The organism is Ruminiclostridium sufflavum DSM 19573, assembly GCF_003208175.1.
Lineage (GTDB): Bacteria > Bacillota > Clostridia > Acetivibrionales > DSM-1351 > Ruminiclostridium > Ruminiclostridium sufflavum.
In genome coordinates this window covers 1-23,347 of record NZ_QKMR01000010.1, presented here as the reverse complement: position 1 = coordinate 23,347, position 23,347 = coordinate 1, and the positions used below count along the sequence as shown (strand labels likewise).

The following is a 23,347-nucleotide window of genomic DNA, read 5'->3' as shown; positions in this document are numbered from 1 at the left end:
ATATTCAATGAAGAACTTGGCGTGGAGGTTAGCATAGAAAAACAAAATGTGCGGTTACAATAATCATTGCGTGCCGCCACGATAGCTATATTGTTATTTAGTATTAAACTTGGCGTGGAGGTTAGCATGCAAAAAAATAAATGTGATATATATGACAGAGAGTGTATTAATTGCGGAGAATGTGATATTTGTGATTTAAATCCAAAAAAACATTGCGATAATTGCGGGCGCTGTATTGATGAGGTTGATGATTACAGAAGCGTAAATATAGAAGATTTTATGAAATCAAATATTACAAAAGAGCAAGTTGATAACCTCAATAAAAAACTAAGTGAAAAAGAAAAAAAGAATAACTAAGGTTAGATTTGGAAAGGTTGGGTCACATTAGATGAGCAGTGAGATATACTTGGATAATAGCGCTACTACAAAGCCCTATGATGAAGTTATTCAATATATGTATGATGTAAGTAAAAATTTTTACGGTAATCCTTCGTCTCTTCATACAAAAGGGATTGAGGCAGAAAAGCTTATAAAGCATGCCAGAGCTCAGCTTGCTGCAGAATTAAAGGCAGATACAAAGGAAATCCTATTTACATCAGGAGGAACAGAATCAAATAATCTTGCTGTATCAGGATATTTAAAAGCAAATCCCAGAGCCGGAAACCATATTATTACAAGCAAAATAGAACATCCATCTGTCATGGAAGTTTTTAAACAGCTGGCAAAGGACGGCTACAGGGTTGACTATATTCCCGTAGATAGTTATGGCGTTATTGAACTGGATGCATTAAAAGAGGTTATTGATTCAGAAACTGCTTTGCTAAGTTTTATGCATACAAATAACGAAACGGGTTCAATACAGCCTATCGAAGAGATTAGTAAGCTAAGAAACACTGTATGTCCATCGGCAGTCCTTCATGCAGATGCAGTTCAGGCATTTGGTAAAATGCGCATTTTCCCTGCAAGCTATGGTATAGACCTTATGTCAATTAGTTCTCACAAAATTCATGGTCCTAAAGGCGTAGGTGCCATTTATATAAAAAAGGGAGTAAAAGTCAGACCTGTTTTATTGGGAGGAGGGCAGGAAACTTCACTGCGTTCGGGTACAGAAAACGTACCGGGAATATGCGGGTTTGGACTGGCGGCAGAAAAGATATTTGCCGGCATTGATGAAAATTATGTGTATGTAAGCAGCTTAAAAGAGCATTTTGTAAGAAAGATAAAGGAATACTTCAGTGAGGCCGTTATTAACTCTCCTGAGCAAGCCTTGCCGTATATTATTAATGTTTCATTTTCAAATTTAAAATCCGAGGTATTGCTGCATCATCTTGAACAGAAGAATATATTTGTGTCAACAGGGTCTGCTTGTTCTTCTCATAAAAGCAATCACAGCTATGTCTTAAAGGCTATGGGAGTCAGTACAAAATATATTGACAGTGCTATAAGATTTAGTTTATCGCCATCAAATTCTATCAGTGATATAGATGAAACAATAAGGGCATTGGAAGAAATTATTCCGGTAATAAGTATCAAACATGGAGGTAAAAAATGAAAAAAATTATATTGGTACGTTATGGTGAAATTATATTAAAAGGCTTAAATCGACCGGTTTTTGAAGAAAAGCTTGTTGGTAACATAAAAAAAGCGATATATAAATTCGGTAAGTCCAAGGTTTTAAAATCTCAGGGAAGAATCTATATTGAGCCTGAGGAGGAAAATTATGATTTTGATATGGTGCTGCATAAGGTTATAAAGGTATTTGGTGTTGTCTCTGTAAGCCCTGTTTGGAAAATTGATACTGATTATGAACAGATAAAAGCCTATTCTTTTAAAATGGCCTCCGAATTAGTGAATCAAAAGAGATACAAGACCTTTAAGGTAGAAACAAAAAGAGGGAACAAAAGATTTCCCATGCAGTCACCTGAGATTTGCAATGATGTGGGCGGCTATATCTTAGAAAATATTCCTGGATTATCAGTGGATGTTCATAGTCCTGATTTTATTATGTATATTGAGGTCAGAGAAAATTCTTATATATATTCTGAAACGATAAAAGGACATGGCGGTATGCCTTTAGGCTCAAATGGAAAGGCTGTGCTTTTATTATCCGGTGGCATAGACAGTCCTGTAGCAGGATGGATGATGGGAAAAAGGGGAGTGGAAATTGAAGCTGTTCATTTTTACAGCTATCCGTATACAAGCGAGAGAGCAAAGCAAAAAGTAATTGATCTTGCTCAAATTTTATCCGGATTTTGCGGTAAAATTCATCTGCATATTGTTCCGTTTACAGAGATACAGTTGGCTATAAATGATAATTGTCCGGAGGAGCAGCTTACTATAATTATGAGACGTATTATGATGAAAATTGCTGAGCAAATAGCGCGTAATTCAAATTCAATGGCCCTTATAACAGGTGAAAGTATGGGACAGGTTGCAAGTCAGACTATGCATGGCTTATATTGTACGGATTCAGCTGTTAATATGCCTGTATTCAGACCTTTGATTGGTATGGATAAGGTAGAGGTTGTGGATATGGCAAGAAAAATTGATACCTTCGAAACCTCAATTTTACCATATGAAGATTGCTGTACTGTTTTTGTCGCAAAGCACCCTCAGACCAAACCTAAGCTTGATAAAATTCTTCTGTCGGAATCAAAGGTAGATTTTGAGCCCTTGATAAAAACAGCTGTTGAAACTACTGAGGTTATTGTTATTAAGCCATAAATAGCCGTGGAATACAGAATGCTTTGTGTTTATAGGACATCCAATCATATACTTGAAATTTTTATTTAATAATATTCTGTAAAAGGCTTGCTTTGCTAATTAATCTTTTGAATGAATATAGCTGCATTAGAGCAGGCTTTAGTTCCGGATAATACAGCTTCCAGCTTGATATCGGCCTTATTTGAATAGTTTTTTACTGCTATGCAGTCATCTGCGGAAGCAGAAACAATTCCTACGCCTATATTGTTTTTTATAATAGGTGAGGTGGCCAAAGTACTTAACAAAACAGGATGAGTATTGTGAAACAGTGTAAATACATTTTTTTTACTTTCGGAAACATAAAAACTTATTAAGTATATACCGGGAGTCTTAATTATAATTAAATCTGTGTCCGGCGTATGGATAATTCCTTCGGTGACGGCTCCGTCATTGCTGAAACGTATATTTGCTTCAGGCTCAATAGTTTGGCCTGTCAAATTATAAATATAAGCATATACATTTATTTCAGAAGCTCTCATTACAGAAGTATCTATGTCGACAGCAGCAGAGCCGGAGTCTGCATCTATGGCTGCACCTGCATCTACGGTTGTACCTGTATCTACGACGGTAGGCCCGGCTACAATATTAGTGCCTGCATCTACGGTTGTTCCTGTATCTACGGTAGGCCCGGCTATGATATTAGTGCCTGCATCTATGGTTGTACCTGTATCTACGGTAGGACTGGCTATAATATTAGTGCCTGCATCTATGGTTGTGCCTGTATCTACGGTAGGCCCGGCTATAATATTAGCACCTGTATCGATAACAGGACCTGCCTCTAAATTAGGTCCTGTTATTATATTAGAACTTGTATCTATAGTAGGTCCTGTGAGGATATTTGTACCGGTATCTATACCCGGACCGGCCAATATAGTTGGTCCTGTATCAACAGCAGTACCGGTGTCAAGCGAAGATCCGGTATATGTATTCGGTCCTGTGTATGCGATAGGTCCTGTTATTACTTTGCCCCCTGTATCCAAGCTGGGGCTTATTTGCTTAGTGGGACCGGTTATAACGGTTGGTCCTGTATTTAAAGTAGGACTTAATTGTATTGCTTTCCCATCTGAGCCTGCCATCAGGCAAGGCGGACTGATATAGCACATGCAGCTGCAGCAGCCGGAGCATTGACCGTGCATACATATATTTTTATTTTTAGTGCATTTACAACAGTTATAGCAGCTGCAGAACTCTTTTTTGCAGTTATCGCTTTGAATATGTTCCTGAATAGATTCCAGAATATTTAGCTTAGAATTGTTTTGTTTTTTTCGGCGATGATGATTTTTGGAATGAGATGAACTATTAAGTTCCATGATTAAGTCTCCTTAAACAACTGCGTTTAGTACATACTATTTTAAGAATACCTCAAGTGTTACTAATCATGCGTAAATTCAGCGTTTTGCCAATTAGCTCTGTTTCTAAAATCCAATAATATATTGCTAAAACTAAATAGGGAGGTTAGCCTCAGCTTCGGACTATCGGTTCTCCGGCTGATAGTAATTGACTTATATTTCATTGGTTTTGCCATGATTTGAAATAATGTTATTAATTGAATAATAAAATAAATATATAGTTTTTTACTATTGGCTAAAAAACCGATTCCATCGGTCGATAGCTTGGGTTCAAGCCTTCAGGACGATATTTTATATGGTCTTTTCAGTCAAACAAGGAGGGCTGCTTTAATACAAATTTGTGTCCGGATATGGCGCGGAGGTCATTATGTATAAACATTTATTTAAAAGATATGCCTATGATAGAAGGAATCAAAAAGCAGCAAATAGTATAATTACTGTATTTTTAATTATACTTATATTAGTAAATATGGTTTTTGGTATATCTGCTTATAGAAAGCTTACATACAAGTACTTTTACAGCGGAATTTATGTGGATGGAATAAAAATATCGGGTATGGCAAGGGATACGGCAAAAAAAAGGCTTCAGGAGGAATTTGCAAAAAGCTATAACAGCAGAATAATTTTATTAAAATATAATGAGAAATCATGGCCTTTGCCGCTGGAAGGCATAAATTATTTGTTTGATTTTGAAGCCACCCTTGATTATGCATATAAAATAGGAAGAGAAGGAGGTATAATCCATCGCTTGAAAACAATCTTGAGAATTAACAAAAAACCCGTTAACCTTATTGTATCTGCTAAATATGATACGGATAAGCTTGCAGAAAAATTAGACACCATTAAAAAAGAAATAGATTTTTTAGGCATTTCCTCCACATATAATTATAATTGTGGTAAAATAAACTATACAAAAGCTGTTGAAGGAAGAAACCTTGATATTGACTTAAACAGAAAGCTGGTTGACTCATATCTGCTTAACAGGAATTTTAAGGATATTAATTTAATTGTTCAGCCGGTGAAGCCTCAGATAACAACTGAGGATGTTAAAGAAATAAAGGATGTTCTTGCTGTTTATACAACAAATTTTAATGCAAATAATTATAGCAGAGCATATAACATAAAATTGGCATGCAAAAAAATCAACAATTATTTAGTGCTGCCCGGCGAAGAATTTTCCATGGATCTGGCACTTGGGCCAAGAACTACAGCCCATGGCTTCATGGAAGCACCGATTATAATGAAAAGTACTGTCGTGAGAGGAACGGGGGGCGGGGTATGTCAGGTTACCTCAACATTGTACAATACTGTTTTGCTGTCAATGCTGAAAGTTACCGGAAGAGTAAACCATTCGATAGCTTTGAATTATGTTCCTCTTGGGCAGGATGCAACAATATCGGAGGGATATATAGACTTTAAATTCAAAAATAACAGGGATTATACGATTTGCATTGCAACAGAAGCAGGTGAAGGCAATGTGACTGTGAAAATAATCGGCAGAAAAAGAAATGATGATCCCTCAGTCAAATTGAGACCGGTTATTGTTGAGGAATATGCTCCTCCATACCCTGAATATATTGTTGACGAAAGTCTTTCTGATGCTCAGGTTGTTATAAGGACAAAAGAAAAAAAGGGATTTAAGGTGGTATTATACCGGGATACATATAACAGTCAAGGTTCGCTTATTGATACAGAAAAAATAAGTCAGGACATATATAAACCTGTCCGGGGAGTACTTGCTGTAAATAGAAAGGTTTTTAAAGCCCTGAAAAAATAATTGATTTTGTTTTTCAAGAATTTAAATTTCTCAAGAGGTATTGACATGAATGAATTACTTTATAATAAGAAGGTTATGTGTCCTGTATGCAACAGGGAGATAGAAGTAACAAGAGTTAAAACCAAGGCTTGCAAAGTTCTTTCCAGAGATACGGATATGTGTGTTCATTATGAAAATATAAATGTACTTTTTTATGATGTATGGGTATGTGGTAACTGCGGATACGCAGCATTGCAGGATAAGTTCGAAGGGTTGTTTACCAGAGATATAAAAGCTATAAAGGATAATATAGGCATCAGTTGGGTAAAAAGAAGCTTTTTGGGAGAAAGGGATGCTGACAAGGCTATAGAGGCCTTCAAGCTTGCACTCCTCACATTAAAAGTACGAAATGCAAAAAGCAGTGAAGTGGCAAAAGTATGCTTGAGAATAGCGTGGCTTTACAGATTTAAAAAAAGTCCGGGTGAAATTAAGTATCTCAAATTTGCATTGGATTCATATAATCATGCATATCAAAATGAGAGGTTTCCTTTGGACAAGCTTGATGAGATAACTTGCATGTATATAATTGCAGAGCTGTTCAGAAGAGTTGGCATTTTTGATGAAGCAATTGTTTGGTTCAGCCGTATTGTTGCGTCTCCTGAAGCCAGAAGCAAGCCCTCATTAATTGACATGGCCAGAGACCAGTACCAGCTTGCAAAGGATCAGCTGGCTTTAGCCGACAGTAATTGACTTTTTTTATAAAAAATACTTAGTTTATGTTTGTTTCAGGAGCTAATTTTGGAGGAAAGTAATGGAGTCTGGTAAAGTACCAAATGAAGTTTTAAATAAAATTGTCCTTAGTAAAATTAATAAATTCAGAGAAGATGTTTTTCTTAGGCCTGGAATCGGTGAAGATTGCGCTGCTATAGCTTTTGGTGATTATGCGTGTGTGCTGTCAACTGATCCTATTACGGCGGCCGTAAATGAAGCAGGTCTTCTGTCTGTTCACATATCGTGCAATGATATTGCATCAAGCGGAGTAGAGCCTTTAGGCTTATTGGTTACAATTTTGTGCCCTGTGGGGACAAGTGAGGCAGAGCTTGAGAAGGTAATGGAGGAGGTATGTATTACAGCTGCAGAGCTGAATGTTGAAATAATAGGGGGACATACTGAAGTCACCTCAGCTGTAAATCAGATTGTTCTTTCAACAACTTGTGTAGGAAAGGGCAAAAAAAGTGAAATTGTACTATCCTCGGGAGCACAGCCGGGTGATAGCATAATTATGACAAAAAGTGCGGGCATGGAAGGGACAGCCATAATTGCAGGTGATTTTTCATATAGGCTTAAAGGACTGGTTAGTGATGACGAATTACTCCATGCCAAAAGCTTTATTAAATCGATAAGCGTTGTGAAAGAAGGTGCTCTGGCAGGCAAATTCGGTGCCACCTCTATGCATGATATCACCGAGGGCGGTGTATTAGGTGCGGTATGGGAGATTTCTGAAGCTTCCGGTGCCGGTATTATCATAAACAAGGATGATATTCCTGTTGAAGCTGTTACCGAAGAAATATGCAAAGTATTAGACCTGAATGCACTTAGGCTGATTTCCAGCGGCTGTATGTTAATAACCTGTCCTGATGGTGAAGGACTTGTAAGGCATCTGCAAAGTAATGGAGTCAAAGCAGCAATTATTGGTTCAGTTACTGCAAATAAAAATGAAAGACTGCTTATAAGCAAGAATAAAAAAACTATAGAGGAGATTGAGCCGCCGGCGGCTGATGAGCTTTATAAGCTGAAATGAAAAGTGGCAGTTTGGGTCTGAATTTGTTTTGACTTTAGGAGGCTTCAGCCTCAAACCCAAACTATCGACCGATGGAATCAGTTTTTTAGCCGATAGTAATTGACTTTTGCATAATTATTTCAGATATAATTGACATATATGCGGCTGTTTTATTATAATACTTAATAGTATATTATTAACGAATAATGTCAAATATTAGGTTTTGGCATGGAGTGGAGGCAAAAAAGTGTATAATATTGATACAATTAAAAAAATGGATCCTCAGGTAGCAGAGTCTATTGAACTTGAGGTTAACAGACAAAGAAACAAAATTGAGCTGATAGCTTCTGAGAACTTTGTAAGTGATGCTGTAATTGAAGCTCTTGGCACACCTTTGACAAATAAATATGCAGAAGGCTATCCCGGAAAAAGATATTACGGCGGCTGTGAGCATGTTGACGTTATAGAGCAGCTGGCAATAGACAGAGCAAAGGAAATATTCGGTGCAGAGCATGCAAATGTTCAGCCTCATTCCGGAGCACAGGCAAATGCAGCTGTTTTTCTTGCTTTCTTAAATCCCGGTGATACCTTTTTAGGAATGAATTTAGCACATGGAGGTCACCTGAGTCATGGAAGCCCTGCAAATATTTCGGGAAAGTATTACAATGTAGTCCCCTATGGCGTAAGAGAAGATAATTGCTACATAGATTATGACGAGCTCAGAAAAATAGCAAAGGAGAATTCTCCAAAGCTTATTGTTGCAGGTGCAAGTGCATATCCTAGAACTTTAAATTTTAAAGCCTTCAGAGAAATTGCCGATGAAGTCGGAGCTGTATTAATGGTTGATATGGCACATATAGCAGGTCTTGTTGCAGCAGGTGTCCATCCAAGTCCTGTACCCTATGCAGATGTTGTAACCACAACTACGCATAAAACCTTGAGAGGACCAAGAGGCGGTATGATTCTCTGCAAGGAAGAGTATGCAAAGAAAATCAACAGTGCGGTTTTCCCCGGAACTCAAGGCGGACCCTTAATGCATGTAATTGCTGCAAAAGCCGTTTGCTTCAAAGAAGTACTTTCTGCTGAATTTAAAACCTATCAGCAGAATATTGTTAAAAATGCAAAGGCGTTCTCTGAGGCACTTATGGAAAAAGGCTTCAAACTGGTTTCAGACGGTACTGATAACCACTTGATGCTGGTAAATCTCACAAATATGAATATAACAGGTAAGGAAGCTCAGTTAAAGCTTGATGATGTTAATATTACCTGCAATAAGAACGGTATCCCTTTTGATACACAGAGTCCGTTTATAACCAGCGGTATCAGGCTTGGAACTCCTGCTGTAACAGCAAGAGGCATGAAGGAAGAGGATATGAGGGAGATTGCTGATCTTATTCATCTCACTATAACTGACTTTGATAATTCAAAAAATAATATCATAAGCAGGGTGGAAGCTCTCTGCGGAAAATATCCGTTATATAAATAATAGCTTTACTTCTTGAGCCGGTTTTGACCTAAGCTTAAGTTTGTTCTGAATTTGAAAAGAAGGAGCTATACAGATTATTCAGTCTGTTATAGCTCTTTTATTATATTTTCTTCATCAAGACTTTTAAGCTCTTTCCGGCTTTTTGGTTCAAACTGGCTGAGTGGATTTTTGTTTACAGCATCACGCAGCTGCTCCTGCTCAAGGTGAGTATATATTTCTGTAGTTGCAATACTCTGGTGGCCTAATAATTCCTGTAATGCTCTTATATCAACCTTTCCGTATTTATACATTAAAGTGGCGGCCGTATGTCTCAGCTTATGGGTTGAATATCTCTGGGGATCAAGGCCTGCTTCCTTAATATATTTTTTTACGATTTTCTGAACGGATTCCTTACTTATCCGCTGCAAGCGTTTACTTAAAAACAATGCATTTTTATCCTTCACACTGTTAACGGGCCGTACCTTCATGTAGTCATTGATAGCTTTGAGACATGCATTATTAAGAGGTATGCTGCGTTCCTTGTCCCCTTTTCCGATAACAGTCAGACTGTCATTTTTTATATTATTTAAGTTTATGCCTACCAATTCGGATAACCGGATGCCGCAATTGAGAAATATGGTTATAATTGCATAATCACGCTCTGAATATTCGCTGTTTACAGTGGTAACAGAATCAAGCAGCTCCTTGCTTTCCTCAACATTCAAATATCGGGGCAGCCTTTTTATAATTTTAGGTGATTCCAATTCACTTGCAGGATTATAATCAATAAGCTTTGCCTTATTTGCAAGATAATTAAAAAAGGCTCTCAGACTTGCAACCTTTCTGGCCCGGGCATTGGAGGTATTATCACGGTTATTGCTTACAAAAGACATAAATGAATATAAGTCACTTAAGGTAACGGTTTTTAAAAGCTCAGTGTCAACATCTGTAATATTTATTTCATCAAACTCAATTTGCTTGTCTGCAAGCCTTCTATGAAGCTTTAAAAAACGAAAGAAAACCCGTAGGTCATAAAAGTACACCTGAACTGTATTCACGGATTTTCCCTTTATTGTCTGCAAGTAATTCAGAAAATCTCTCAGGACTAAAGGCATTTCAAAATCAGAAATATTTTTCATACATAACTCCAATTCTAGATTATTTTAGCTTACAGCCTTGCGACAATAAGCCGGTTTTCCTCTTGCTAAAACTATGTGTAAAATTCTTTCACAAAATATTATATCACCCATTTGACTGAAATTGATATTACATTAAGGAAATACTTACAGGATTGATATAAATATCGTCGCGAAGGCTTGGACAGTAATTGGCTTTAGTCAGGCAAATCCTGCAAGCAGTTATATAAAAGATGCTTTGACTTTCATTTATATTTGCCTTAAACTATATATAATTGTAAATTAATGATATGGCTTAATTGAATAAAATATAGCGGTTAAACTTATGAGCAGTTGGCAAAAAGGCTTATGGATGCAATTATAAAACAAATGGAGCTGACTTTTTTGGCTGAAAATTTCTATAGTAAAATTAAATATTTTGAAAATATACCTGCCGTTCCCAAGAGAAATTTGATACTTACCAGACTTGGGTACAGAAACGGTGTCACAGAACTTAATGAAAATGACAGGGTATTGCTTGAAGATAGTATCAGACAGGGTGAATATTTATGCAAGCCTGTGGGAGCATACCTTATTGTTCCCGTATTATCAATATCGGAATCCTGCATAATCCTCGAAAACGGAATAAGATTTGACAGCAACGGACTTTTAAAGCTTCTGAATAACAGCCGCAGTGTGGTTTTGATGGCAGCTACAGTAGGAAAAGAGGTTGTAGACCGAATTTCCTATGAGGTTTCACAAGGAAAGGCAGCCGCCGGACTGATTATTGATTCGGTAGCCTCGCAGACTGCCGATGCAGCACTTGATTGGATGGTACAATTATTAAGAAAAATTCTTGTCAGAGAAGGCAAAATACTTACAAAGCACAGGTACAGTCCGGGGTATGGAGATTTGCCGCTTTCGTATCAAGAAGAAATTTTTAAGGCTCTTCAGCTTGACAGGCTGAAAATGTCTCTTACAGAAAAGTTTATGCTTATTCCTGAAAAATCAGTTATTGCGATTTCAGGTGTAGAAGAAAAGGGGGAAGCTGTATAATGGATAAAGCACAATTCAGGGAGCTTATTTCAAATAAATTACTTATACTTGACGGGGCTACGGGAACAGAGCTGCAGAAAAAAGGAATGCCCACAGGTGTGTGCCCTGAAAAATGGGTTTTTGAAAATCCCCATGTAATAAAAAGTATTCAAAAAGAATATATAAAGGAAGGTTCGAATATATTATATACCTGTACCTTTGGCGGAAACCGCATAAAGCTTGATGAATTCGGCTTGGGAGACAGAACGGTTGAGCTTAACAGAAGTCTTGCAAGCTTTTCTAGAGAAGCAGCCGGTAATAAATGTCTTGTAGCAGGTGATCTGGCTTCTACAGGAAGATTTATTAAGCCTCTTGGGGATATGTCCTTTGAGGAATGTGTAAATATATATAAGGAGCAGGTCAAGGGGCTGCTTGAAGGCGGTGTGGATATTTTTGTAATAGAGACCATGCTTGACATACAGGAAGCAAGAGCTGCGCTGCTAGCTGTAAAGGAAAGCTGCGATCTTCCGATTTGTGTCAGTATGAGCTTTGATGAGAATATGAGAACCTTAACGGGAACTGACCCTGTTACCGCTCTTATCACTCTTCAAAGTCTTGGAGCTGATGTTGTGGGTTGCAACTGTTCTACAGGCCCCGGGCAGATGGTGCAAATTATATCCATGATGAAGCCCTATGCCCGAGTGCCGTTGATGGCAAAACCCAATGCGGGGCTTCCTAAGCTTGTTAACGGTACGACAATCTTCGATATGGAGCCTGAGGAGTTTGGAGAATATACAAAGGACTTTCTAAAAGCAGGAGTAAATCTGCTGGGCGGCTGCTGCGGAACCTCTCCAGACTATATCAGACAGATATATATGAAAAGCAGTGGAATGAAACCGGAAGCTACGGTTTTTAAGCCGTACAGTGCAATAACCTCAATAAGAAAGACTGTAGCTTTCGGATTTAGCCGGCCTGTAGCCATTGTTGGCGAGAGGATTAATCCAACCGGCAAAAAGCAGCTTCAGGCTGAGCTGAGAGAAGGGGCAACCCACGAAATAAGAAGATTTGCCGCTGAACAGGTTGAAAAGGGTGCGGATATACTTGATGTAAATGTAGGTATGCCCGGAATAGATGAAAAAGAAGCTATGCTGAGTACTGTCAGCTTGCTGAGCAGTATCACCGATGCACCCTTATGCCTTGATTCCTCTTCTCCCGAGGTTCTTGAAGCAGCTTTGAGAATCTATCCCGGAAGAGCCTTAATAAATTCAATTTCTCAGGAAAAGGTAAAGCTTGAAAGACTTTTGCCCGTTGCGGCCAAATACGGGGCAATGTTTATTTTGCTTCCGTTAAGTGATGAAGGAGTTCCTGAAAAAGCAGAACAAAGAGAAGCCATAGTAAAAAATATATTTGACAAAGCAGCTGAATACGGATATCAAAAAAGCGATGTGGTGGTGGATGGTCTGGTAATGACAGTTTCTGCAAATCAGGAGGCAGCTGTTGAAACCCTGAACCTGATAGCCTGGTGTGCTAAAGAATTCGGCTGCGGAACAATTGTCGGGCTCTCAAATGTATCCTTTGGCTTGCCTGAGAGAAGCTGGGTAAATGCGGCTTTTCTGGCAATGGCTGTCGGCAGCGGGCTTACCATGGCAATAGCCAACCCCTCCAGCGATTTATTAATGAATATAAAAATGGCTTGTGATGTAATTACTAAAAATGATATAAACAGCAGGAACTATATTTCTTTTTTCAACAACAGGCAAAAGCCTTCTGCCGTTGAGGCACAAGCAAAAGCAGAAGCTAAGAAAATAGGCGAAAGAATATTTGACGCGGTACTTGAAGGTGATAATGAAATCATTGGAGCACTGATAAGCAAAGCACTTGATGAAAATATAGGTGCCCGCGATATAGTGGACAACCACTTGATTCCTGCAATTAATCAGGTGGGAAAGCTGTTTGATGAAAAGAAATATTTTCTGCCTCAATTAATTCAAAGCGCTGAGGCAATGAAAAAAGGATTTATATACGTCGAGCCCTTGCTAAAGCAAAACGGTTCCGTTCAGGAAAAGGAAATTATCATATTAATTGCAACTGTAAAGGGAGACATTCATGACATCGGCAAAAATATAGTAGCTTTAATGCTGAAAAATTATGGCTTTAAGGTTTATGATTTAGGGAAGGATGTAAGTGCAGAGACAATTATAAACAAGGCTAAAAGCCTGAAGGCTCATATTATAGGCTTATCAGCCCTTATGACAACAACTATGGTGGAAATGAAGGATGTAATAAAGCTTGCCAGAGAACAGAATCTGAGCTGTAAGTTTATGATTGGAGGAGCTGTGGTTGATGCGGATTATGCCAGGGAAATCGGAGCGGACGGATATTCCAGAGACGCATATGAAGCGGTAAAGCTGGCAAAGAGGCTTTCAAAGGACTAAGTAATATGCATGCCGGAAGATTGAGCAAGCTAAGTTAATAGGTAGAAAAAGCCGTAAAGCAGAGGTAAAATTGTGCAGAAGCAAATTAACAGTTTACCTCTGTTTTTTTGCTTAACAGCTTTATGAAAAATTGAACGGCTATTGCTTTTAAGCTGTTGTATTGATTTTTGTCGCAAATTATGTTAACAATTCATAACTTAATAGTATATAGAGAAATTTCAGTTAGGAGCGTTGACGATGTTTAGGAAAAGGAGAAAAATATTTAAAAAATCTAAAAGCCACAAAAAATCTAAAAGCTCACATGTCAGAAAAAATGAATTAAAAGAAATTACCGAAAAGGTTAAAATATTAGAGCAAATAGTGGCTGATAACAGTGTAAAATTATACAAGCCGGTTTTGTCAAGCGATACTTTTGACAAGGTTATTGTAGCAGAAAGCAGAAATTATATTGCCAAGGTGAGAAATCAGGTTAAGGAAGTTCTTCAGGAGCAATACGATGAGAGCTTTGTTCATTTCTTTGACAAATTTGAAAATGACAGTATTTTTAACAGGGATAATTTTATACTGCGGTTAATATTTTTAATTCTTAAGAAGTATGGATTTATAGATATTATTGATGAAAACGGAGAGCTGGATCAAAATGCAATTGATTCATTATTAAAGTCAATTGCAAAGGATCAGGATGAAATTATAGCTGAAATTATTATAAATAAAGCTGATGCGGAGGATGCTGCCGGCAATGAGGAAAATACATGGGAGGAAAAGGACAGCAGCAGTGAATATGCCGATGCTGGAAATGCCTGAATTGTTGCTCAATTCTTTACAGATTTTATTCCGTATTATATTATATAGTTAATATGTAATATATTTCTATGTAGAAATATAGCGAAAAAGGCAGAAAGGAGGCTGGGCTATGCCGGAAGCTTCGAGCAAGACATATTGAAATTGCTTTCCAATAATTAAAGGCACACCGGGCAAATCAAAAGTACAATTAAATTGTATTATAAAAAACAAGGGGGAAAAATATGAAAAATTCAAATAAGCTTTGGTTAAAGGCTTCGGCAATACTGCTATCAGCAGCAGTTACAATTACCGCAGTGCCATTTATGCAAAGCGGAGCATATGCTGCCGCCGGATATTACACAAGAGGGGTAAATAACGGAAGCTATGAGGTGTCAAGCACACAGTATAACAGCTTTGAATCGGAGCATTTCCAGTTTCTGTGGGGAAACAGCGGGAATGCTTCCAAGGTGAATACTGCTTTTCTGGAGGGAAATGCCAAAATCCTTGAGGACTGCTGGAATATATATGTTAATAACCTCAAGATGAATGAACCCTGCACTTCTGCTACTTTTACAAATGACTCAAAAAAATACAAGGTCAATGTTGTAATTATGGGAACCGGAATTACCGGATATGAATCGGGATGGGCATATGCAGGCATGGATAATTTGGGATACCCGTATCTGATGTGTGATGTGGGGGCAATGAGCTACAATCCTGTGACATGGGTAACGCCTCATGAATTCGGCCATGTAATGCATTTTGCACAAGGGAAAAACAGCTGGGGGGAAAACGGTTATTTAGGCCCATGGTATGAGGCTGTTGCAAACTGGTTCAGGGAACAGTACCTTTTCAGCGACAAATATACAACTGATACAGAATATGCAACAGACCTTTCCGCATATTATTTAAGGCAGACAAGCCTGATGGCATGCAATGGACGTGCCTACTATGAGGCATGGCCTATTCTTCAGTATCTTGAGGATAATCCTGATAATCTAAACGGGTACGGAGCAGGCTTTGTAGCCAAAATGTTGAATAACGGAACAAAAACCGCTTCAATATATGATTTGATTGAAAACTTGAACAGCAATGAGGAGCTTTCCGACACCATAGGATATTTCGCAAGCCGTATGGCAACCTTGGATCTTAAAAATAAGAAAAGATATAAAAACAAGCTTAATCAGATGCTGAATGATTCCTCCCTATACTGGCAGCAGTTTTATACCATGCCGGATAAGGTCAACGGTTCGGTAAATACATATCAGGTTCCTAGCGAACGTGCGCCTCAGGCAACCGGCTACAACATTATTCCGTTGGAGGCGAATATTTCAGCCGGTAATTCAGCGGCAGTCAGCGTAAAGCTTAAGGGATTGACCTCTGCCGAGGGTGCTGGCTGGAGGGCGCGCATTGCGGTGGAAAGCACAGGCGGTGTTACAAGATATTCGGACCTGTTCTCTGAGGGAGATACGGGTGAGATTACCGTATACAGCGGTGAGAAGGCATACCTGTCTGTAGCGGCAACTCCTGCAAAGGACACTATTGTCAATTGCGGCATCGGCAGCTGGGAGGAACGTTATTCAGAGGTGAAAATTCCTTTTGACAGCAAAACTCAATATCCCTATGAAATAGAATTGACAAATGCAGCTCCTCAAAGAAGAGTTGTAAGCACAAGCGGAATCAAGGGCGCATATCATTCCAACGGAGGCGGCTTTGTAGCAAGCACGGCAAGTGTGGCTGCCAGCGTATATGTAGGGCCTGATGCAAAGGTTCTGGGCAATGCTGTTATCAGCGGAAATGCCAGAATTGAAGACCATGCCGTAGTAAAGGGCCGTGCGAAGATAAGCGGAAATGCCACCTTATGCGGATATGCCATTGTCGATGGCACCGCAAGCATCAGTAACAATGCCTATATAGGTGATACAGCAATAGTTGCTGGGGAAGCTTCTGTCTCAGGAAATGCAAAGGTGCTGGAAAGTGCTTTTGTATTCGGCTGGTATCAAGTCAAGGACAATGCTGTTATTAAGGGAATGTCCCTGTGTATGGGCGGTTATACCGAAAACGGAGTAAATCACATAGGACAGGCTGCAGGACAGGCTATCGGCTACGGTGATTTTTTCGAGGATATGACCTATACTATCACAGGCGGCTCCTTTGCAGGCTATGAAAGTGTTGATGCTTCCACCCGTTTCAAAGTGCCATATGCAACGGCAAACAATTCCGCTTACTCAAGAAGCTATACCGACGGCTTGTATGCGAAATATGACTTTGATAATGATAAGTTCAATATTGTAAACGATACCTGTGCTTCCACTGACGGTTTTGCAAAAGGCTCTCCCTTATGGGCAGGCAGCCTAAACGGACGAAGCGGCGTTATTACCTTTGACGGGAATGACCAGTATGCGGTATTAGACAGCTCCCTGTCATATTTTGATGACATGCAGCTTAATTTATCTACTTATTGGGAGGGCGGTACCGCCGGGCAGAAGCTTTTTTATTTCGGAAATGATAAGAAGTATATGTATTTTACTCCTGAAAACAGTAACGGAAAGGCCCAGTTTGTAATCTGTGACAATGCAAAGGAATACACTGTTACGGCAAATGCCGCATTACCGGTAAAAGCATGGACTGACGTAACTATCACCTTCTCGGGTAATGTAACATTGATGACTGTCAATGATAAAACCTATGGAACAGAAATAATAGGAATAAATCCCGATGATATTGCTGTGAAGGATATGTTGGAGGGGAAATCCAACTATCTTGCAAGAGGATTTTCCGGCAACTTTTATAAGGGCTCTGTTGACTACTTCAGAGTATCCTTCAAAAATGCAGAAGGCATTTCAGTCTCCGGGTATACAGAGGCAGGAGCTGTGGCAGCTCCTGGTAGCGCTGAGCAAAACCAGACGGCATATTTATCCGGTGATATTGACGGAAGCGGAGCTGTTGATGCCATTGATTTTGCGCTGCTGAAAAAATATCTTTTAGGAAATATAGCCTCCTTTGAATACCAATATGGTTTGAAGGCAGCTGATGTAAACGGTGACGGCAGTATAAATGCATTGGACTTTGCGAAATTAAAAATGTATCTTATGGGCAGTATAGAATCTCTAAGCTGATTTACGGCTTGAGGAATATGCAACAACACATCAAAGCAGGTTTTAAAAATATTAAATAATTGCATCACACATTTGTGTATGTATTAAAAAAGGCAGATTGAAATCACAATCTGTCTTTTTGCTTGAAGAATTCTATAAAAGCCTTCAAAAAGTTATATATGTGATTTAGTCACAGAATATATACAATATGTTTGATATAATTTATTCAAAGCTAACAGATAGTAATTGCTTGGCTAGGTCTGGATTAAGAAGCAAAAGTATCATTTAATGTGACTAAAGTCACGGAAGTTATTCTGATTTTACGGTAAGCTATAATTAAGAAAATAAAAAACAAATTTTTTTCCGGTTAAAGCAATGTAAAGGTGTAAGGGTTTTACCCTTACAAAACTTATTATACAAGGAGATGATTATTATGTCAGTTGTTACACTTACAAAAAATAATTTTGAAAATGAGGTTATGAAATCAGATAAACCAGTGTTAATTGATTTCTGGGCATCTTGGTGCGGGCCTTGCAGAATGGTTTCTCCGATAGTGGATGAAATTGCAGATGAGGCAAAAGATTTTAAGGTCGCAAAGGTAAATATAGACGAACAGGGAGAGCTTGCACAGGCATTCAAAGTAATGAGTATTCCCACCTTGGTTGTAGTAAAGGGTGGCAAGGTTACTGCACAGGCCGTTGGAGTAAAGCAGAAAGAACAAATTCTTAAAATGGTAAAATAGCTTTTTAACCTCCTGATAAATAATGCAAACGTTTAAGTAATTTATAATAATTAAGAGCAGAGGGTCTTGAACCGTAATTGACTTTAGTCATATACAGTTCAAGACCTTGTTATGTCTTAACTGGCATAGCTCCTTTTGAAAGGGCATTTTTTATTTTCCTGGCATTGTTCAGTCTGATTTTTCATATGATAACTTAAGAAAATAAAGCAGCTGTCCGCTTTATTTCTTACTTGCTTCTTTCAAGGGATACGGCATACTATTTATATGCGTAAGCTGATATAATAAATTTAGTAAATGGAATAAGAAGTCAATAAGTATCTTATAGATATGCCGGGCTTTATTAAAAATATCAGAGGTGAAAAAGCTATGCTTAATGAAAAAGACAAGGTGTTTTTACAGGAAAACTTAACGTTCTGGCATAGGCTGAACAATGATGAAATTGCACTGCTTTTAAATAATACTACCGGACTCAGGTATAAAAAAGGGGAGAATATTCATAGTGCAGATAATGATTGTATCGGAGTCCTAATAGTAAAATCGGGAGAATTGCGTACATATATCCTGTCAGAGGAGGGAAAGGAAATTACCCTCTATAGACTGGGAAAAGGAGAGGTATGTGTTCTGTCTGCCTCATGTCTGATAAAGGACATTACCTTTGATGTCCATATTGATGCTGAGGTAGATACTGAGGCTCTGCTGATTAGCTCCTATACCTTTTCACAGCTGCAGTCAAAGAATGTATATATTGAAAATTTTGTACTTCAGACCACCGTCAGCAGATTTTCGGATGTGATGTTTGCAATGCAGCAAATACTGTTTTTGAGTCTGGATAAACGGCTTGCTGCTTTTCTGATTGATGAAGCGGTAAAAAATAATTCTGATAATATAAAGCTTACTCATGAACAGATTGCAAAATATATAGGCACTGCAAGAGAGGTGGTAACGCGGATGCTGAAGCATTTTGAAAGCGACGGGTTAGTTTCCCTTTACCGCGGCGGCGTTAAAATTGCCGACAGAAACGAAATGAGAAAGCTTCTGCTTACCTTTTGACATTGCATGAATTTTGGGCAGAAAGTTATATCTGTTCGCAAAAAGACAGGCAAATTGCTGACGGAAGCGAGCGTATGGACAAGGTGCAGGATAGTATGGGCTGGAGCGTTTAATTGATTTTAACTGTGTGATAGGTGTAATATAAAAATATACTCCTGCAGATGCAATGTCTGCAGGTTTTTCTATGTATTCCGGAAATAATGCAAAGTCCTCTATAAAAAATAAATTATTTAACGTCAAAGCAGAGCTTTATAATAATAAAGTTAACCATAATCCTGTAATAGAGTAACTTTTTAGGTATATAAATTCATATATTATTAATGAAGTCAATTACTATCGGCTAAAGCTCCATAAAGTCAGAACAAATTCGAACCCAAACTGTGTCTAAAATTAGCTTAAACCGTAATTGACTTTAGTCAGTTAATATCGGCTTTTTAATAGTAATAATATCTTAACCTGTTATATATTTATATGCTATAAGTAAATACTTGATATATTTGCTTACAATAAGGGAGTGATAGTGTTGTCAAACAGTATAGTTTTTCAGAACAGTGCCGAGCAATTAAAAACTGCAATTTACGGTTACAACAGCTCAAGTGGTTCTTACAAGCCTCTCAGCATTAATGAAGCCGGTGAGCTGTTAGTTAATACGGGTACCTCTGCTATTGAAATAGGGACAATAAACAAAGTACTAAGTATAGAAACTTTAGGAACTGTAAACAAGGTATCGATATTAGGAACAATCAATCAAGTGTCTTTACTGGGAACATTAAGCAAGGTCGCAGAGCTGGGAACAATCAATCAGATCTCGCTGCTGGGCACCTTAAGCAAGGTATCGGCCGTAGGAACCCTGAGTACTGTTGAGCAAATCGGCTCATTGGGAACAGTTGGCAGGGTCGCAGAGCTGGGAACAATCAATCAGGTCTCGCTGCTGGGCACCTTAAGCAAGGTATCGGCCGTAGGAACCCTGAGTACTGTTGAGCAAATCGGCTCATTGGGAACAGTTGGCAGGGTTGCAGAGCTGGGAACAATCAATCAGGTCTCGCTGCTGGGTACCTTAAGCAGGGTTTTGACTGTGGGAACCTTAAATACTGTAGCTGGCACTGTAAAAATAAATTTAGCTGACAGAACCTTTACTTCTATTACACAAACATTAACAGTAAGTTCAGCAACATCGACTTACAGCAATTTGATAAATATTGCAAAGTACCAGGATACCTCATGGTATTTTATTAACACCTCTGCAACTAACAAAAGAGCTGTTACAGTACAGCTGGCTGTAACGCCAAGTACTGCAATAGGAACCTATCCGCGCACCTTGATTTTTGAATCGGCTACAGTAAATGCGAGTCCGAGGGTAATAACAAATGATTATTATTTAGAATATATCTCAGCACAAATCAACAATACTTCTTCTTATCAGCAGGATATTGTTGCGGTATTCAACGGAAGATATTAGCTGTCATTTTGACATTTGCATAAATAGCAAGTTTTAAAATATAGTTTTTATTTAATAGAACAGCCTTTAAATATGGCTTGTGTCTGGCCGGCTGCTCGGCACAAGCCAAGGAGGCTTTCAGCCTTATGTTCTATAGTTCTATATTGGTAATAAGGAGCATATTATGAAGAATGAAATAAGTTTATGCATGATAGTAAAAAATGAAGAGGATAACCTTCAAAGATGCCTGAATAGTGTTAAGGACATTGTGGATGAAGTAATTATAGTAGATACAGGCTCAACGGACAAAACTGTATACATTGCAGAAAGCTTCGGAGCTAGTGTATACAATTATATTTGGGATAATAACTTCAGCGAGGCAAGAAATGAATCACTGAAGTATGCCTCAAAGGACTGGATACTTATAATGGATGCGGATGATGAATTTTGCAGGGATGACAAAGAAGCCTTTCTGCAATTAATAAGCAGCAGTCTTGAGGAAAAAACGCTTTATTATTTTGAAACATTGAATTATTGCGGCAGTTTTGCAGACAGTAGCAATATCAGCATAAATCTAAACCCAAGATTATTTAAAAATAACCTTGGGTATAAATATGAGGGTGAAGTACATAATCAGCTGGTTAACCATAAAATAAGTACAAAGGATGTCTGTGTTTCAATAAAAATATATCATTACGGCTATTTAGACAGCAATATAAAAGGAAAGGATAAGAGAAAACGAAATATATTTTTGCTGGAAGAACAGCTGAAAAAAGAGCCTGATAACAAATATGCACTATTTAATTTGGGTAATGAATATTTTGCATCGAATGAAATAGCTAAAGCGTTGGATTATTATTATAAGTCATATGAAAATTTTACACCGGCTGCCGGATACGGATTTATTCTTGTTTTAAGGATAGTTCTGGCAAATTATTTCATCGGATTGTATACAAAGGCACTGGAATTTACCGATATAGGCATACAATATTACCCCGGCTTCACAGACCTGTATTATTTTAAAGGCTGCATATATAAATCCATGGACAGACCACTCATGGCTGTAAGAGCTTGGGAGAAATGCATTGAAATAGGGGACCCGCCTTCCGGACTTAAGTTTTTATATGGCACCGGAAGCTTCAAGGCTATGTATGAATTAGCTTTAATTTGTATGGAGCAAAAGGATTATCATTCCGCATATAAATATTTCAATGAAACTATCAGGATAAAACCGGACTTGATTATTTCGGTGTATAAAATCGCTTATATACTAAAAGAGGAAAATGTAGCTTCGGATGAATTTAAATATATTTTAGAGCTCTTTTTTGAAGATGATGCAAAGGCAGCTATTGTTCTTGCAGATATCTGCTATTCCGTCGGATACTATGAAGCAGCATTGGAATATATTAAAAAATGTGAAGAAAACGGCATAAAATCAGATGATGTCAGACTTTTAGAAATAAAAGCCCTTGTCAGAACCGGAGATTTTGAAAAGGGCATACAAATTAACAATTTTGATAGCAATCATTATTTTTTTCCTTCATTTTCAATGTATAAGGTAATATGTGCCATAATGCTTAAAGAAAAGCTTCTGGCATTTTATATAATAGACAGCTTAAAAAACAATTCATTTCAGGACAAAAATAAAAAAATATATGAAAGCTATACTCAGCTTGTTAACCTTTTTTTCGGCAAGGAAACACAGGTTTTAACAGAGGATGAAAAAGAAAAAGAATATACGGCAATCATTTTCGAAATATTAGAAATATTTCTCATAAACAAGAGGTTTGATGAGTTTTATATAGCAATAAACCTGCTGAATTTAATCAGTGATAAATCAGTACTGCTTCACCTTGGAAAGCTATACTATAAATATGGCTATTTTGATATGAGCAAAAAAGAATTGATCAGGTCAATTAAAGAATTTGAAATATATGACAAGGATGCATTGAATATTTTGAAGCAGCTGTAAATGACAGAATACTTATGTATATTAAAAAAGTGCTATATATGAGTTCTATTATATGAGGAGGTAAGGTATGTTACCGTCCCGCGGCACAGATATGAAATATATTGATTATGATATTGCACAAATAAATTCCTACTATAAAAATGTAGCAATATCAAGCTGTAATGCCATGTTCGTGGGAAAATTCTATAACGAGTTCGAATATAGAGTCTTAATTAAATTCAATTTTAAATCTTTGCCGGAAAATTCCCGTATCCAAAGGGCAACTCTTTCAATCAGTGTGGCAGCGGGAGCTTTATACTGCTTTTCAGGCAGCAAATTAATGTGCGATTGGGACGTTAATAATGTTAATTGGCTTAACCAGCCTCAGTTCAATAGTTCTGAAATAATTTTTTCAAAGTCTGTGCCTTATTGCACAAAATATCCCATTGACATTACAGAGCAGGTAAGGGATTGGTATAAGCAGCCCGACAGAAATTACGGCGCGACTTGTTAGTCAGCAACCACTATCCTATAGGATTAAGCCCTATAGGCGTTAGACCGTGTAGTGTTAAAATGGCTGGACAAAG

18 protein-coding genes are annotated in these 23,347 nt (G+C 38.0%); 16 read left to right on the top strand and 2 right to left on the bottom strand.

What is annotated here, in order from left to right; translation table 11 throughout:
- The first annotated feature begins 126 nt into the window (after positions 1-126).
- The 3 genes from LY28_RS09435 to thiI are packed head-to-tail and all read left to right on the top strand — an operon-like array spanning position 127 to position 2,724.
- A complete protein-coding gene (locus tag LY28_RS09435) occupies positions 127-357 on the top strand; it encodes a hypothetical protein (RefSeq protein ID WP_242981202.1) in 231 nt (76 codons plus the stop codon).
- A 31-nt stretch (positions 358-388) separates the two neighbouring features.
- Complete coding sequence (locus LY28_RS09430; protein ID WP_110461940.1) at positions 389-1,552, top strand: cysteine desulfurase family protein; 1,164 nt, start codon at positions 389-391, stop codon at positions 1,550-1,552.
- Positions 1,549-2,724, top strand: a complete 1,176-nt coding sequence (gene thiI / locus LY28_RS09425; protein WP_110461939.1) for a tRNA uracil 4-sulfurtransferase ThiI — start codon at positions 1,549-1,551, stop codon at positions 2,722-2,724. Before LY28_RS09430 ends, thiI begins: the two co-directional genes overlap by 4 nt.
- A 95-nt stretch (positions 2,725-2,819) precedes the next feature.
- On the opposite strand, the gene LY28_RS09420 is transcribed toward thiI, so the two are convergent.
- Positions 2,820-4,073 carry a hypothetical protein gene (locus LY28_RS09420; RefSeq protein WP_110461938.1) on the bottom strand — a complete coding sequence of 418 codons (1,254 nt, stop codon included), beginning with the start codon at positions 4,071-4,073 and terminating at the stop codon, positions 2,820-2,822.
- 406 nt (positions 4,074-4,479) lie between these two features.
- Here LY28_RS09420 and LY28_RS09415 point away from each other — a divergent pair, with 406 nt between their 5' ends.
- The 4 genes from LY28_RS09415 (at position 4,480) to LY28_RS09400 (ending at position 9,134) form a co-directional block, all read left to right on the top strand.
- Positions 4,480-5,889 (top strand): VanW family protein, encoded by a 1,410-nt coding sequence (locus tag LY28_RS09415; RefSeq protein WP_110461937.1) that lies wholly within the window; start codon positions 4,480-4,482, stop codon positions 5,887-5,889.
- A 45-nt stretch (positions 5,890-5,934) separates the two neighbouring features.
- Positions 5,935-6,618: a DUF2225 domain-containing protein gene (locus tag LY28_RS09410; RefSeq protein WP_110461936.1), complete on the top strand. Its 684-nt coding sequence runs from the start codon at positions 5,935-5,937 to the stop codon at positions 6,616-6,618.
- Positions 6,619-6,679: 61 nt separating this feature from the next.
- Complete coding sequence (locus tag LY28_RS09405) at positions 6,680-7,669, top strand: AIR synthase family protein (protein WP_110461935.1); 990 nt, start codon at positions 6,680-6,682, stop codon at positions 7,667-7,669.
- Between the two features lie 226 nt (positions 7,670-7,895).
- Complete coding sequence (locus LY28_RS09400) at positions 7,896-9,134, top strand: serine hydroxymethyltransferase (protein WP_110461934.1); 1,239 nt, start codon at positions 7,896-7,898, stop codon at positions 9,132-9,134.
- Positions 9,135-9,220: 86 nt separating this feature from the next.
- On the opposite strand, the gene LY28_RS09395 is transcribed toward LY28_RS09400, so the two are convergent.
- A complete protein-coding gene (locus LY28_RS09395) occupies positions 9,221-10,252 on the bottom strand; it encodes a tyrosine recombinase XerC (RefSeq protein ID WP_110461933.1) in 1,032 nt (343 codons plus the stop codon).
- A 381-nt stretch (positions 10,253-10,633) separates the two neighbouring features.
- Between LY28_RS09395 and LY28_RS09390 the strand changes: the two genes are divergently transcribed.
- The 9 genes from LY28_RS09390 (at position 10,634) to LY28_RS09350 (ending at position 23,274) form a co-directional block, all read left to right on the top strand.
- On the top strand, positions 10,634-11,284 hold the full coding sequence (locus tag LY28_RS09390) for a vitamin B12 dependent-methionine synthase activation domain-containing protein (protein WP_242981201.1): 651 nt from the start codon (positions 10,634-10,636) through the stop codon (positions 11,282-11,284).
- A complete protein-coding gene (locus LY28_RS09385) occupies positions 11,284-13,698 on the top strand; it encodes a homocysteine S-methyltransferase family protein (RefSeq protein WP_110461932.1) in 2,415 nt (804 codons plus the stop codon). The genes LY28_RS09390 and LY28_RS09385 overlap by 1 nt, the downstream gene beginning before the upstream one ends.
- Positions 13,699-13,935: 237 nt before the next feature.
- Positions 13,936-14,502, top strand: a complete 567-nt coding sequence (locus tag LY28_RS09380) for a hypothetical protein (RefSeq protein ID WP_110461931.1) — start codon at positions 13,936-13,938, stop codon at positions 14,500-14,502.
- Positions 14,503-14,723: 221 nt separating this feature from the next.
- Positions 14,724-17,600: a DUF6055 domain-containing protein gene (locus LY28_RS09375; protein ID WP_110462057.1), complete on the top strand. Its 2,877-nt coding sequence runs from the start codon at positions 14,724-14,726 to the stop codon at positions 17,598-17,600.
- A 412-nt stretch (positions 17,601-18,012) separates the two neighbouring features.
- Positions 18,013-18,321: a thioredoxin gene (gene trxA / locus LY28_RS09370; protein WP_110461930.1), complete on the top strand. Its 309-nt coding sequence runs from the start codon at positions 18,013-18,015 to the stop codon at positions 18,319-18,321.
- A 366-nt stretch (positions 18,322-18,687) separates the two neighbouring features.
- The gene (locus LY28_RS09365; RefSeq protein ID WP_110462056.1) at positions 18,688-19,371 is read left to right on the top strand and encodes a Crp/Fnr family transcriptional regulator; all 684 of its coding nucleotides are present in this window, start codon (positions 18,688-18,690) and stop codon (positions 19,369-19,371) included.
- Between the two features lie 523 nt (positions 19,372-19,894).
- Complete coding sequence (locus tag LY28_RS09360) at positions 19,895-20,830, top strand: YdhT family protein (RefSeq protein WP_110461929.1); 936 nt, start codon at positions 19,895-19,897, stop codon at positions 20,828-20,830.
- A gap of 163 nt (positions 20,831-20,993) precedes the next feature.
- A complete protein-coding gene (locus tag LY28_RS09355) occupies positions 20,994-22,781 on the top strand; it encodes a tetratricopeptide repeat-containing glycosyltransferase family 2 protein (RefSeq protein WP_110461928.1) in 1,788 nt (595 codons plus the stop codon).
- Between the two features lie 67 nt (positions 22,782-22,848).
- Entirely contained in the window at positions 22,849-23,274 is a 426-nt protein-coding gene (locus LY28_RS09350) for a DNRLRE domain-containing protein (RefSeq protein ID WP_110461927.1), read from the top strand.
- Positions 23,275-23,347 lie beyond the last annotated feature (73 nt).